Below are 13940 nucleotides of genomic sequence, written 5' to 3'. Positions count from 1 at the left end.
CCGACGAAAGAGGTGAAGAATGGCAGAGCCGAAGGACGAAGACTTTCTGGACGATCTCGAAGCGGCAGAGGCAGAAGCCTATGCTGCGGAAGAAGAAGAGATCGACGGCGAGGCGGCCGAGCTTGACGCGGTGATCGCTGAACGGGATGCCTTCCGCGACAAGTTCATGCGCGTGCTGGCCGATGCGGAAAACGCCCGCAAGCGGGCTGAAAAGCAACGCAGGGAAGCCGAGCAATATGGCGGCTCCAAGCTGTCCCGCGACATGCTGCCGGTCTACGACAACATGAAGCGCGCGCTCGAAGCCATGGGCGAGAAGACCGAAGAAAACGCGGCCCTGCTGGAAGGCATCGAGCTGACCATGCGCGAACTGGTCAACGTCTTCCGCAAACACGGCATCGTGACGATTACGCCGGCTGTCGGCGAAAAGTTCGACCCGAACCACCACGAGGCCATGTTCGAAGCCCCGCTGCCCGGCACCAAGGCCGGCGAGATCATCCAGGTCTCGGCAGAAGGCTTCATGCTGCACGACCGCCTTCTGCGACCGGCCCAGGTCGGCGTTAGCTCCAATCCCGGCTGACGCCGGGAGGCCTTCGGCGAGAGTATTTCTTGCCAGATGAAAGAGCCAGGCTCTTCATCATCTGGCCGAAAATACTCCGGGGGAGTCTCCGACACGGAGACGGGGGCAAAGCCCCCAGCAACAGACACCAGAGGCGTTCCGCTTAATCGCGGGACGCCTCTTTCAGTTTGTAAATCAACTCGAGCGCCTCGCGCGGGGATAAATCGTCGGGATGCACAGTCTCCATAAGCGCAGCCATGGCCTGTAATCCTTCGGGCAGCTTGGTCGGGGCAGGTGGCGGCGGGGCAGCGGCGAAGAGCGGCAGATCATCGATGATGGCGCGGGGTGCCTTTCCGCCGCGCGCGTTTTCTTCCAGGGAGGCGAGGACATCGCGGGCCCGGGTGACGACGCTCTCGGGCAGGCCGGCCAGGCGCCCGACCTGCACGCCATAGCTGCGGTCGGCGGCGCCCATGCGCACTTCGTGCAGGAAAATAACGTCGCCGTCGTGTTCACGTACCGCGACGGTCGCATTTTCCACGCCCGACAGGCGTTTCGCCAGCTCCGTCATCTCGTGATAGTGGGTGGCGAACAGGGCGCGGGCGCGGTTCACCTCGTGCAGGTGTTCCAAAACCGCCCAGGCGATGGACAGCCCGTCATAGGTGGCAGTGCCGCGCCCGATCTCGTCCAGGATCACCAGGGCGCGTTCATCGGCCTGATTCAGGATGGCCGCCGTTTCCACCATTTCGACCATGAAGGTCGACCGGCCGCGCGCCAGGTCATCCGAGGCCCCCACGCGCGAGAAGATCTGGCTGACGAGGCCGATATGGGCCCGGTCTGCGGGGACATGGCTGCCCATCTGCGCCAGCAGGGCGATCAGGGCGTTCTGGCGCAGGAAGGTCGATTTACCAGCCATGTTCGGACCCGTCAGCAACCAGACCGCTGCCGCATCGCCGCCCGGCACCAGCGCGCAGTCATTGGCGATGAAGGGCGCGCCTTGTTTGCGCAGGGCCTGTTCGACAACCGGGTGCCGCCCGCCCTCGATCTTCAGCGCGCGGCTGTCGTCAACGTCGGGGCGGGTCCAGTTTTCGGCCCGTGAAAGGTCCGCCAATCCTGCGGCCAGGTCGAATTCGGCCAGCGCTCGGGACAGGTCGGTCAGGGCGGCGGCCGCGTCGATCACGGCCTCGCGGAGGGAAGCGAACAGGCGCAACTCGATCGACTGGGCCTGTCCGGCGGCATTCAGGATCCGGGTTTCCAGTTCCGAAAGCTCCGGGGTGGTAAAGCGCACCTGACTGGCGGTGGTCTGGCGGTGCTTGAAGGCCTCGGAATGCGGCGGCGCCAGCATCTTGTCCGCATGGGTGGCGGTGACCTCGACGAAATAGCCGAGCACATTGTTGTGCTTGATCTTCAGCGCCGTGATGCCGGTCTGTTCGGCATAGTCGCGCTGCATGCCCGCGATGACGCCCCGACCTTCGTCGCGCAGGCGGCGGACCTCGTCCAACTCTTCGTCATGGTCGGGTGCGATGAAGCCGCCATCGCGGGCCAGCAGGGGCGGTTCAGCGACCAGGGCGGCGTCCAGAAGACCCAGAAGGGCGTCGTGGCCTGTCAGGGCCCCGGAGGCCTCGGTCAGCAATGCAGGAAGCGGCGTGCCCTCGACCCGTTGCGCCAGCGCCTCGGCCTGGGCCAGCGCATTGCGGATGGCGGCCAGGTCGCGGGGTCCGCCCCGGTCCAGCGACAGGCGCGACAGGGCGCGGTCCAGATCCGGCACCTTGCGCAGCAGCGCGCGCAGATCGGCAGATAGCTGTCCTTCGGCCACGGCGAAGTCGACCGCGTCCAGCCGGGCGCGGATTTGATCCAGCGCGCGAGATGGAGACGAAATTCGCCGTTCCAGCAGGCGTGCGCCGGCGGCGGTGACCGTGCGATCCACAGCGGCCAGCAGAGAGCCCGCGCGCCCGCCGCTCATCGCATGGGTGATTTCCAGGTTGCGCCGGGTGGCCGCGTCGATCTGCACGTTGCCGTCGAGGGCCTCGCGTTGCGGCACGCGCAGCAGCGGCAGCTTGCCCTTTTGCGTGATCTCCAGGTAGTCGACCAGCGCCCCCATGGCGGCCATTTCGGGGCGGGTGAAGGCGGCAAAACTGTCCATCGTGCCGACCCGGAACAGCCGTTGCAGCCGGTCCGCCGACCCTGCGCTGTCGAATGATCCACGTGAAAGCGGAGTCAGTGCGATGCCGAATTCCCCGACCAATTCGCGCAGGTCCGCTTCGTCCGCGTCGCTGATCAACAACTCGGACGGCATCAGCCGCGCCAGTTCCGGACCCAGCTTGACCGCCGGCAGCGGCATGGCGTGAAAGGCCCCGGTAGAGATGTCTACCCAGGCCAGCGCCGCCGTGTCCCGTACGCTGGCGTATGCCGACAGGAAGTTGTGACGCCGTGCCTCGAGCAGGGTGTCCTCGGTCAGGGTGCCGGGCGTCACCAGCCGCACGACGTCGCGTTTCACCACGGATTTCGACCCGCGTTTCCGGGCCTCGGCGGGGTCTTCCATTTGTTCGCATACCGCGACCCGGAACCCTTTGCGGATCAACGTCAGAAGATAGTTTTCAGCGGCATGGACGGGGACGCCGCACATCGGGATATCCTCGCCCAGATGCTTGCCGCGCTTGGTCAGCGCGATGTCCAGCGCCGCCGCCGCCGCTTCGGCATCGTCAAAGAACATCTCGTAGAAATCACCCATCCGGTAGAACAGCAGCGCATGGGGATATTTTTCCTTAATTTCAAGGAACTGCGCCATCATCGGGGTGATCGGTGCTGCGGTATTCATGGGGCCTCTCAGGGTTTGGGCAAGATTAACCAAACCGGCCCGGCAGCGAAAGCCGATAGCGGGCTGGTCCTGTGCTTGTTGAGAACTTCGGGGACCTCGGGTAAGAGGCGCCAACACTTGGAAGGATAGACGATGACGAAAAGCCGGATCAGCCGCGAAGACGCCTTGGCCTTTCACCTGGAGCCCACGCCCGGAAAATTCGAGATCACGGCCACCGTGCCGATGACCACGCAGCGGGATCTGAGCCTGGCCTATTCCCCGGGTGTCGCTGTGCCTTGCGAGGAAATCCATGCCAGCCCCGAGACGGCTTATGATTACACCAACAAGGGCAATCTGGTCGCTGTGATCTCGAACGGGACGGCGGTTCTGGGGCTGGGGAACCTTGGCGCGCTGGCCTCCAAGCCGGTGATGGAGGGCAAGTCGGTTCTGTTCAAACGCTTTGCCGATGTGAACTCCATCGACATCGAACTGGACACTGAGGACCCCGAGAAGATCATCGAGGCGGTGCGGCTGATGGGTCCGACCTTCGGCGGTATCAACCTCGAAGACATCAAGGCGCCGGAATGCTTCATCATCGAACAACGCCTTAAGGAAGAGATGGATATCCCGGTCTTCCATGACGACCAGCATGGCACGGCGGTGATCTGCGCCGCCGGTCTGATCAATGCGCTGCATATCTCGGGCAAGAAGATCGGCGATGTGAAGATCGTGTTGAACGGCGCGGGCGCTGCCGGGATTGCCTGCCTCGAGCTGCTGAAATCCATGGGGGCGCGGCACGATAATTGCATCATGTGCGACACCAAGGGCGTGATCTACCAGGGTCGCACCGAGGGCATGAATCAATGGAAATCGGCCCATGCCGCCAACACGTCCACCCGGACCCTGGCCGAAGCGCTGGATGGCGCTGACGTCTTCCTGGGCGTCTCGGCCAAGGGCGCGGTCACGCAGGACATGGTGAAATCCATGGCCGCCAACGCGGTGATCTTTGCCATGGCCAACCCGGATCCCGAGATTACCCCGGAAGAGGTCCACGAGGTGCGTGAAGACGTGATCGTCGCCACCGGCCGGTCGGATTATCCCAATCAGGTCAATAATGTGCTGGGCTTCCCTTACCTGTTCCGGGGCGCACTGGACATTCATGCCCGTGCCATCAATGACGAGATGAAGATCGCCTGCGCCGAAGCATTGGCGCGGCTGGCGCGCGAAGACGTCCCGGACGAGGTTGCTCTCGCCTATGGTCGGTCGCTGACCTTCGGGCGGGATTACATCATCCCGACGCCCTTCGATCCGCGGCTGATCCACGTGATCCCGCCTGCCGTGGCAAGGGCCGGCATGGACACCGGCGCCGCGCGGCGCCCGATCATCGACATGGAGGCCTATGAGCATAGCCTGAAGTCGCGGATGGATCCGACGGCCTCGATCCTGCGCGGGCTGAACGCGCGGGCGCGCAAGGCGCAGGCGCGGATGATCTTTGCCGAAGGAGACGACCCCCGCATCCTGCGCGCCGCCGTCATGTACCAGCGCGGTGGTCTTGGCGAGGCGATCGTGGTGGGGCGTCCTTCGGATGTGGAGGAACAATTGCGCAGCCTCGGTCTGGGCGATGCGGTTGGGGAACTGACCATCGTCAACGCTGCCACCACGGAGCATCTGCAGACCTACAAGTCGTTCCTTTACGACCGCCTGCAACGTCGCGGCCATGACCAGCAGGATGTGCACCGACTGGCGGCTCGAGACCGGCACGTGTTCTCCGCCCTGATGCTGGCCCATGGCCATGGCGATGCGCTGATCACCGGTGCGACCCGGAAATCGGCTCATGTGATGGAGCTGGTGAACCACGTCTTCGATGCCGATGCAAAACATGGCGCGGTCGGGACCACGGCGATCCTGCACAAGGGGCGGATCGTGCTGATCTCTGACACGCTGGTGCATGAATGGCCCGATGAACAGGATCTGGCAGATATCGCCGAACGCTCGGCCGAAGTGGCGCGGGATCTTGGGCTTGAGCCTCGGGTGGCCTTTGTCAGCTTCTCGACCTTCGGCTATCCGGTGTCGGAACGGGCTGAAAAGATGCACCTGGCGCCCAAGGTGCTGGAGAAGCGCGGCGTTGATTTCGAGTTCGAGGGCGAGATGACCGTGGATGTGGCGCTGAACGCCACCGCGCGGCAGCATTATCCGTTCTCGCGGCTGACCGGGAATGCGAATATCCTGGTGGTGCCCGCGCGGCATTCGGCTTCGATCTCGGTCAAGCTGATGCAGGAAATGGCCGGGGCGACGGTGATCGGGCCGATCCTGTCCGGCGTCGACAAGCCGATCCAGCTGTGTTCGACGGGCTCGACCGTCAACGACATCCTGAACATGGCCGTGCTGGCCGCCTGCAAGGTCAAGTAGATGGCGATCTTCAATCTTGGCTCGGTGAATGCCGATCTGGTCTATCGCGTGCCGCATATGCCCGCGCCGGGCGAGACGCTTGCTGCGACGGGGTTTCAGCGCGGGCTCGGGGGCAAGGGCGCCAACATGTCCGTCGCCGCCACCCGTGCCGGAAGTCACGTGGAACATATCGGGGCCGTGGGCGAGGATGGTCTTTGGCTGAAGGCCCGGCTGACCGAATATGGGGTCGGGGTGGGTCATTTGGCGGAAATCGCGGGCCCCACGGGGCAGGCGATGATCCTGCTCGACGCGGCGGGGGAGAACGAGATCGTGATCCTGCCCGGTTCCAACCGGGAAATCGACCGTGCGATGATCACGGCCGCCTTGGCCGGGGCAAGTTCGGGCGATATCGCGGTGTTCCAGAACGAGACCTCGGGGCAGGTGGACTTTGCCCGATCCGCAAAGGCCGCCGGTCTGCGGCTGGCCCATGCCGCGGCCCCCTTCGAGGCGGCGGCGGTGGCGGCAGTCCTGCCGGACCTCGATCTGCTGGTGATGAACGAGGTGGAGGCGGCGCAACTGGAAGCGGCGCTTGGTCTGGCGCCAGAGGCCCTGCCGGTCGCGGATGTTGTGATCACCTTTGGCGCGCGCGGCTGTCGCTGGATCGCGACCGCCAGTGGAAGGTCCGAGGATTTCGCCGCGCCGAAGGTGGTGCCGGTGGATACCACCGGGGCCGGGGATACCTTTACCGGCTACCTGTTGGCCGGGATCGACCAGGGGCATTCCATGAGCGCCGCGATTGGACTGGCCCAGAGGGCGGCGGCGCTGATGGTAACGCGACTGGGAACGGCGGATGTCATTCCTCGGCGCGATGAGGTTTCTGACGTCTGAGGGCGATCTGGGGGCCGGGCGAGGCAAGGGGGGCTGTCTGCCCCCCTCTTGCGGCTTTGCCGCAATTCACCCCCCGAGGATATTTTCCACAGGGCAACATAGGTCGGGGTCGTCTAGCCGAGCAATTTCCCGAGCTTCATCGCGATGGCCATATCGCCGGAGACCTTGATCTTGCCGAAGGTGAAGGCGGTCAGCGGGTTCAGGTCGCCCATCATGAGTTTTGCGAGGTTTTCGCGGCTGATGTGGATGGTGCAATCTGCCGGGTCATCGGCCAGACGGGCCGTGCCGCCATGGATGGAAATTGCACCTTCGGTGCCGCAGTCGAATTTCAGGCTGTCCTCGATGGGCTTTTTGTCCAGCCCGCGCTGGATCTTCGCCCGGATCTCTTCAAGTTCCATGGTATTGTTCCCCCTCATGAAAACGCCCCTCCACCAAGGGGTGAAGGGGCGCTCGGGATCTGGCAAGGTTGACGTCAGGAAGGCCCGCGTCAACGTTACGTCAGGGTGTCATTTCATCCGCTTGTTGCGGGCGGCGAGCAGTTTCAGCCGCAGGGCGTTGAGCTGGATAAAGCCGGCTGCGTCCTTCTGGTCGTAGGCGCCGGCGTCTTCTTCGAAGGTCACGTGGGCTTCGGAGTAGAGCGAGTGATCCGACCAGCGGGCCACGGTGCGGGCCGAGCCCTTGTAGAGCATCAGCTTGACGGTGCCGGTGACATGTTCCTGGCTCTTGTCGATCAGGGCCTGAAGCATTTCGCGTTCGGGGGAGTACCAGAAGCCGTTGTAGATCAGTTCCGCGTAGCGCGGCATGATCGAGTCCTTCAGGTGGCCGGCGCCGCTGTCCAGGGTGATCTGTTCGATGCCACGGTGCGCTTCCAGAAGGATCTCGCCGCCGGGGGTCTCGTAGACACCGCGGGACTTCATGCCGACAAAGCGGTTTTCCACGAAATCGAGCCGCCCGATGCCGTGGATACGGCCCAGTTCGTTCAGCTTGGTCAGGATCGTCGCGGGGCTGAGGGCCTCGCCGTCGATGGCCGTGGCGTCGCCCTTTTCGAAGGAAATTTCGACGTATTGCGGCGCATCCGGCGCGTTCACGGGGTCATCGGTCCGTTGGTAGACGTAATCGGGCGCCATCTGGCCGGGATCTTCCAGGACCTTGCCTTCGGAAGAAGTGTGCAGAAGGTTCGCATCGACCGAGAAGGGCGCTTCGCCGCGCTTGTCCTTGGCGATCGGTATCTGGTTCGCCTCGGCGAATTCCAGCAGCCGGGTGCGCGAGGTCAGGTCCCATTCCCGCCATGGCGCGATCACCTTGATCGCCGGGTTCAGGGCATAGGCGCTCAGCTCGAACCGCACCTGGTCGTTGCCCTTGCCGGTGGCGCCGTGGGCGACCGCATCGGCGCCGGTTTCCTCGGCGATTTCGACAAGGCGCTTGGAAATCAGCGGCCGCGCGATCGAGGTGCCCAGCAGGTAGAGGCCTTCGTAGACTGCATTGGCGCGGAACATCGGGAAGACGAAATCACGCACGAATTCTTCGCGGACGTCTTCGATGAAGATGTTCTCGGGCTTGATGCCCAGAAGCTCGGCCTTCTTGCGGGCCGGATCCAGCTCTTCCCCCTGGCCGAGATCGGCGGTGAAGGTGACAACTTCGCAGCCATACTCGGTCTGCAGCCACTTCAGGATGATCGAGGTATCGAGGCCGCCGGAATAGGCCAGCACGACTTTCTTGGGCGCGGACATTTGCATTTCCTTATTCGGATTTTCTGGCGCGATAGCGGGTTTTTGCCATCAGGGCAAGCAACTGAGCCCTTTGAGGCTTGGCCGAGCGTGCTTTCACGGCAAGGCAGAGGGGGCGGCCACCAGAGTATGAGGTCATCACTATCAGGGGCATTGTTCCCCCATGCCTTCGCCATCGTCTTGCGAAATTTTGGCAGGTGGCGACGTTGCACGGCTATGACGGCTAGGGGCGCGGCACCGACCCGAGGGCCTTGCAACCCTGAACGCGGCGCTGCAAGACAGGGCATGACCCAGTTTCAGGACAATGCACGCGCTGCCATGGTCGCCATGCGGGATGTCTTTCCCGCCACGCCGCTGCTGCGCAACGATCACCTTTCGGCGAAGTATGAAGCCGATATCTGGCTGAAACGCGAGGATCTGAGCCCGGTGCGCAGTTACAAGCTGCGCGGGGCCTTCAATGCGATGCGCAAGGTGATGGGCAGTGCGGGTGGGGCTTCGTCCTTTGTCTGCGCCTCGGCGGGAAATCATGCGCAGGGCATGGCTTTCATGTGCCGCCATTTTCAGGTGCCCGGTGTGATCTTCATGCCGATCACCACGCCGCAGCAGAAGATCGGCAAGACCCGCACCTTTGGCGGGGAATTCATCGAGATCCGGCTGACCGGAGATTATTTCGACGATACCCTGGCCGAGGCGCAGGCTTATTGCGCCGAAACCGGGGGGCATTTCCTGGCGCCTTTTGACGATGCTGACGTGATCGAAGGTCAGGCCTCTGTCATGGCGGAAATCGAGGCAGAGATGCCCGGTCTGGCCGACATGATCCTGCTGCCGGTGGGCGGTGGCGGCTTGTCCGCCGGGGTGACGCGCTACCTCGATGGGCGGATGTCGATCCGCTATGTCGAACCCGAAGGCGGCGCGTCCCTGCGGGCCGGTCTGGCTGCCGAGCAGCCCGTGACCCTGCCGAAGGTCGACAGTTTCGTCGATGGCGCCGCGGTGGCCCGGATCGGTGCGCAGCCGTTCGCGCAGCTTGCCGGGGTCGATCCTGCCCATGTGCTGACCGCGCCCGAAGACCGGATCTGCGTCACCATACTGGAAATGCTCAACGTCGAGGGCATCGTGCTGGAACCCGCCGGGGCCCTGTCGATCAACGCGCTGGAGGATCTGCGCGACGAGATCCGCGGCAAGCGGGTGATTTGCGTCACCTCGGGGGGCAACTTCGATTTCGAACGCCTGCCCGAGGTCAAGGAACGGGCGCAGCGGTTCAACGGGGTGAAGAAATATTTCATCCTGCGCCTGCCGCAACGGCCCGGTGCCCTCCGTGATTTTCTGGACATATTGGGGCCGGAAGACGACATCAGCCGGTTCGAATACCTGAAGAAATCGGCCCGCAACTTCGGGTCTGTCCTGATCGGAATCGAGACCCTCAAGGCCGAGAATTTCACCCGCATCACAGCCGAGATGACCGATGCAGGGATGACATACATCGACATCACCCGCGATCCCGTATTGGCCGAATTCCTGATCTAGCGGGCCTGGTCAGCCAGTCTTTGCGGGAGTTCGGTGAGGAACAGCGCCCGACTTTCGTCGAATGTCTGGCGGATCGTCTTCAGGTCCACCGCATCGCCGCCACCGGCCGTGGCCAGACGCTCCGCGTCCGCGCAAAGCGTGGCAAACCGGTCAAAGCCAAGGTTCAGTGCATTGCCCTTGAGCGCATGAAGCACCTCCTCGAGCGCCGGATCATGTGCAAGCGAGGCAAGGTTTTCCGCAACTTCCTCAAGAAAGATTTCCACCACCTCGGGGAAATCCTCGTGCCCGACATCGTCGCGCAGTTCAGTGACCTGGCTCCAGCAAATCATCCTCTGTCCCCTTTTGACTCGCGCAACCCTGGCACGTGTCGCTTACCGAAATCTGAAGTTCGGGGCAGGCACGTGATGGCGTGTCTGCCGGCGGGGAGGTTTCCGGGTGGCCCCTCAGGGCCGGGCAGGACCTGAACAATTTGACCTTTAAGTGGCCTTTAAACAGCCTGCGTTATCGGGGAAAGACGGTCCCTTGCAAGGGTGGGCCCGGTAGTCCGGCGATGCCCCTGCGTGATCGTTCAGAACCAGCAGGTGAACAGATGCGGGCCGAACCGGCGCAAGGAGACAAGACGGAGCAGGCGGATGACCCTGTGGCAATGGCCGCGATGGGGCGGGGGGCTGTGGCGGGGCTGCGGGATGCCACGTTGCGGACCCGCCGGGTTCTGGTGGTGGACGACAGCCGTCTGCAGCGCCGCATCCTTGCCAAGCTGTTGACCGCCTGGGGGTTCGAGGTGATGCAGGCCGAGGGCGGCGAACAGGCCCTCGCGATCTGTCGTGACACTGCGCCGGACTTCGTGATCAGCGACTGGATGATGCCGGGCATGGACGGGCTGGAGTTCTGCAAGGCCTTCCGGGGGCTTGAGACCGAGGACTACGGTTATTTCATCCTTCTGACCTCAAAGAACGAAAAGACCCACGCCGCCGAGGGGCTGGATGCCGGGGCCGACGATTTCCTGACCAAGCCGGTGAACAAGGACGAATTGCGCGCTCGTCTGAATGCCGGTCAACGGATCCTCGACATGCAGCGCCTGCTGACCGAGAAGAACCGGATCATCCACCAGACGCTGGATAAATTGCAGGCGGCGCATGATTCCATCGACAGCGACCTGATCGAGGCAAAGAAGCTGCAACAAAGCCTGGTGCGTGAACGCCACCGAGATTTCGGCGCTGCACAGATCTCCCTGCTGCTGCAACCGGCGGGGCGCGTGGGCGGTGATCTGGTGGGCTATTACCCGATAGATGGCAACAGCTTCGGCTGTTTCGCAATCGACGTGTCGGGCCACGGCATCAGTTCGGCCCTGTTGACGGCGCGGATCGCCGGCTACCTGTCACCCGCCGTACCGGAGCAGAATGTTGCCCTGCGAAGGCTGCCCGATGGCAGCTTTGCCTCGCGCCCGCTGATTGATGTGGCCGAGCATCTGAATGCCCTCGTTCTGGACGAGGTGACGACCGAGCATTATTTCACCATGGTCCTGGCGCAGGTCGATATGGCGACCGGACGGGTGCGCATGGTGCAGGCCGGGCATCCACACCCGATGCTGCAAAGGGCCGATGGCACGACCCGTGACTTCGGCGAAGGCGGGCCGCCGATCGGGCTTCTGCCCGGCATGACCTTCCAGGAGGTCGCCCTGACCCTGTCGCCGGGTGATCGTCTGTTGATACAATCCGACGGAATCTCGGAATGTCCGGACAGCCGGGGGCGGCTTCTGGACAGTGACGGGTTGGCGCGGATCCTTGACGGGCTGCGTGATGTGCGCGGCACGGCCCTGCTTGAGGCCGTGGTCTGGCGGCTGGCGGAATACAACGGCGGGACAGAGTTTCCCGACGATATTTCGGCCGTACTGGTGGAATATCCCGGCAATTGATCGGCCCCCGAAGGATCAGATTAGCGAAGCCAGAAACGCCCTGTCGCCGTCCGAGGCGATCAATTCCAGCGCCACGTCGGGTTCAAGCCAGACGGCGGTATGGGCCGGCTCCATCGGGTCGTCCCGCCGCAGGACTGGGCGGGCAAGGTAGACGTGGCACAGTTTTTCGGCAAAGATTTCGTACTCGGGCATCCAGACGAACCGCCGGTAGGCGCCCAGCCGACGCGCGCCGGAAATGGCCCAGCCGGTCTCTTCCCAGACTTCGCGATGCAGCGCCTGAACGGCCCCTTCACCGGGATCGATTCCACCGCCGGGCAGCTGAAATTCGGCCTCGGGCGTCGCCTGAAAGGTCACCAGCAGCTTTCCGTCCCGCGGCAGAACCGCGTAGGCCCCCGGCCGCAGCGTGTATTTCTGACCGGAAATCGGGGGGTTACCATAGCGGCGCATGGTCTCTCCTTGAAGCGGGCTTGCTTGCCCCTTACCTCGCACCGCTGTATGCCAAGAGCAAGCTTATAGGATATTTCCAATGACCCTCAGCACCAAGATTGCCTGGGACGACACCGTTTTGCCGTTTCAACTGGACGGCGCGGACATCCGGGGCCGTGTCGCACGGTTGGACGGGGTGCTGGATGGCATCCTGAAACAACACGCCTATCCGCCGCAGGTCGAGGCCCTGGTGGCCGAAATGGCCTTGCTGACCGCCCTGATCGGCCAGACGATCAAGCTGCGTTGGAAGCTGCAGTTGCAGGTCCAAAGCAAGGGCCCGGTGCGGATGATCTCTACCGATTACTACGGTCCGCAGAACGATGGCGAACCGGCGCGAATCCGTGCCTATGCCAGTTTCGACAAGGATCGCCTGACCGAGGATGGCGCGCCCTTCGACCAGGTCGGTGAGGGCTATTTCGCCATCATGATCGACCAGGGACAGGGCATGCAGCCCTATCAGGGGATCACGCCGCTGGCGGGTGGCTCGCTGACCTCCTGTGCCGAGGCGTATTTCGCGCAGTCCGAACAGATCCCGACGCGCTTCGCCTTGTCCTTTGGCAAATCGACCGAACAGGATGCGCCGGAACATTGGCGCGCCGGCGGGATGATGATCCAGACCATGCCCAAGGCCGGGATGCATGTCAGCGAAGGCTCCGGCGAAGGCGGATTGCTGCAGGCGCAGGACCTCGTGTCCGGCGATGCCGAGGAAAACTGGAACCGCGTGAACTTCCACCTCGACACGGTGGATCAGCTGGAGCTGATCGGCCCCTCGGTCGCGCCGACGGACCTTCTGGTGCGCCTGTTCCACGAGGAAACGCCACGGGTCTTCGACGCCCAGCCGGTCCGCTTCGGCTGTTCCTGTTCCGAGGACAAGGTGCGCCAGTCGCTGTCGATCTATTCGGCCCGCGACATCGAGAAGATGACCACGGATGAGGGCATCGTCACCGCCGATTGCCAATTCTGCGGTGCGCATTACGAACTTGATCCGGCCACGGTCGGTTTTGAAGCCAGGAAAGATGAAGGCTGATCACCAGAGTTTTGCAGCGATCGCCACGGCCCTGCGCAGCGCGCAGGCGCCGTCGTCGGATTTTGATCTGAACCCCGAAACGGTCCTGCCCGCGGGGCGCAAGCTGCGCCCGGCGGGTGTGCTTTGTGCTTTGATGGAACAGGACGGGGACCTGCGTGTCATCCTGACCGTGCGCAGTTCGGCGTTGAAGCATCATCCGGGCCAGATCGCCTTTCCCGGTGGCAAGCAGGATCCGGTTGATGCCGACCCGACCGCCGCCGCCCTGCGCGAGGCACAGGAGGAGATCGGTCTCGACCCGGACAATGTCGAGGTGCTGGGCACCCTTTCCACCCATGAAACCGTAACCGGCTTTTCGGTCCTGCCGGTGGTGGGGCGCGTGCGTCGGCCTTTTATCCCGCGGCCCGAACCCGGCGAGGTGGCCGAGGTCTTTACCGTGCCGCTGTCCCATCTTCTGACACCCGAAAACTACACGGTGCAAAGCCGCCGTTGGCGCGGCAGTGACCGGCAATATTTCACCGTGCCCTGGGGGCCCTATTACATCTGGGGCGCCACGGCGCGGATGCTGCGGGTGCTGGCCTCGGCCATGGCGGGGGATCCGGCGGGGAACGGCGCGCCCGGCGAAGACATCCGATGAC

The 13940-nt window shown here is 63.7% G+C and carries 12 protein-coding genes; 7 read left to right on the top strand and 5 right to left on the bottom strand.

Going from position 1 to position 13940, the window contains the following annotated elements:
• Positions 1-19 precede the first annotated feature (19 nt).
• Positions 20-577, top strand: coding sequence for a nucleotide exchange factor GrpE (locus PSAL_RS13595; protein ID WP_119841158.1), 558 nt, complete (start codon positions 20-22; stop codon positions 575-577).
• 142 nt (positions 578-719) lie between these two features.
• Here the strand turns inward: PSAL_RS13595 and mutS are convergent, their stop codons facing one another.
• Positions 720-3371, bottom strand: a complete 2652-nt coding sequence (gene mutS / locus PSAL_RS13590; protein WP_231388522.1) for a DNA mismatch repair protein MutS — start codon at positions 3369-3371, stop codon at positions 720-722.
• Positions 3372-3503: 132 nt separating this feature from the next.
• On the opposite strand from mutS, the gene PSAL_RS13585 reads away from it, so the two are divergent.
• The gene (locus tag PSAL_RS13585) at positions 3504-5759 is read left to right on the top strand and encodes an NADP-dependent malic enzyme (RefSeq protein WP_119841157.1); all 2256 of its coding nucleotides are present in this window, start codon (positions 3504-3506) and stop codon (positions 5757-5759) included.
• Entirely contained in the window at positions 5760-6626 is an 867-nt protein-coding gene (locus tag PSAL_RS13580; protein WP_119841156.1) for a ribokinase, read from the top strand.
• Between the two features lie 113 nt (positions 6627-6739).
• Here PSAL_RS13580 and PSAL_RS13575 read toward each other — a convergent pair whose 3' ends face one another.
• A complete protein-coding gene (locus tag PSAL_RS13575; RefSeq protein ID WP_231388521.1) occupies positions 6740-7042 on the bottom strand; it encodes an SCP2 sterol-binding domain-containing protein in 303 nt (100 codons plus the stop codon).
• Between the two features lie 90 nt (positions 7043-7132).
• Complete coding sequence (locus tag PSAL_RS13570; protein ID WP_119841154.1) at positions 7133-8356, bottom strand: argininosuccinate synthase; 1224 nt, start codon at positions 8354-8356, stop codon at positions 7133-7135.
• 282 nt (positions 8357-8638) lie between these two features.
• Here PSAL_RS13570 and ilvA point away from each other — a divergent pair, with 282 nt between their 5' ends.
• Positions 8639-9877, top strand: coding sequence for a threonine ammonia-lyase IlvA (gene ilvA, locus PSAL_RS13565; RefSeq protein WP_119841153.1), 1239 nt, complete (start codon positions 8639-8641; stop codon positions 9875-9877).
• Here ilvA and PSAL_RS13560 read toward each other — a convergent pair.
• Positions 9874-10206 (bottom strand): Hpt domain-containing protein, encoded by a 333-nt coding sequence (locus PSAL_RS13560; RefSeq protein ID WP_119841152.1) that lies wholly within the window; start codon positions 10204-10206, stop codon positions 9874-9876. The two genes, ilvA and PSAL_RS13560, sit on opposite strands and share 4 nt — an antisense overlap.
• A gap of 260 nt (positions 10207-10466) precedes the next feature.
• Between PSAL_RS13560 and PSAL_RS13555 the strand changes: the two genes are divergently transcribed.
• A complete protein-coding gene (locus PSAL_RS13555) occupies positions 10467-11792 on the top strand; it encodes a PP2C family protein-serine/threonine phosphatase (protein ID WP_331274409.1) in 1326 nt (441 codons plus the stop codon).
• 15 nt (positions 11793-11807) lie between these two features.
• On the opposite strand, the gene PSAL_RS13550 is transcribed toward PSAL_RS13555, so the two are convergent.
• Positions 11808-12239 (bottom strand): NUDIX domain-containing protein, encoded by a 432-nt coding sequence (locus tag PSAL_RS13550; RefSeq protein WP_119841151.1) that lies wholly within the window; start codon positions 12237-12239, stop codon positions 11808-11810.
• A 79-nt stretch (positions 12240-12318) separates the two neighbouring features.
• On the opposite strand from PSAL_RS13550, the gene hslO reads away from it, so the two are divergent.
• Together hslO and PSAL_RS13540 are read left to right on the top strand one after the other, a co-directional pair.
• Positions 12319-13305, top strand: a complete 987-nt coding sequence (gene hslO, locus PSAL_RS13545; RefSeq protein WP_119841150.1) for an Hsp33 family molecular chaperone HslO — start codon at positions 12319-12321, stop codon at positions 13303-13305.
• The gene (locus tag PSAL_RS13540; protein WP_119841149.1) at positions 13295-13939 is read left to right on the top strand and encodes a CoA pyrophosphatase; all 645 of its coding nucleotides are present in this window, start codon (positions 13295-13297) and stop codon (positions 13937-13939) included. The genes hslO and PSAL_RS13540 overlap by 11 nt, the downstream gene beginning before the upstream one ends.
• The last annotated feature ends 1 nt before the right edge of the window (position 13940 follow it).

It is taken from the genome of Pseudooceanicola algae (assembly GCF_003590145.2).
Classification (GTDB): domain Bacteria; phylum Pseudomonadota; class Alphaproteobacteria; order Rhodobacterales; family Rhodobacteraceae; genus Pseudooceanicola; species Pseudooceanicola algae.
This window is presented reverse-complemented; position numbering and strand designations above follow the sequence as displayed.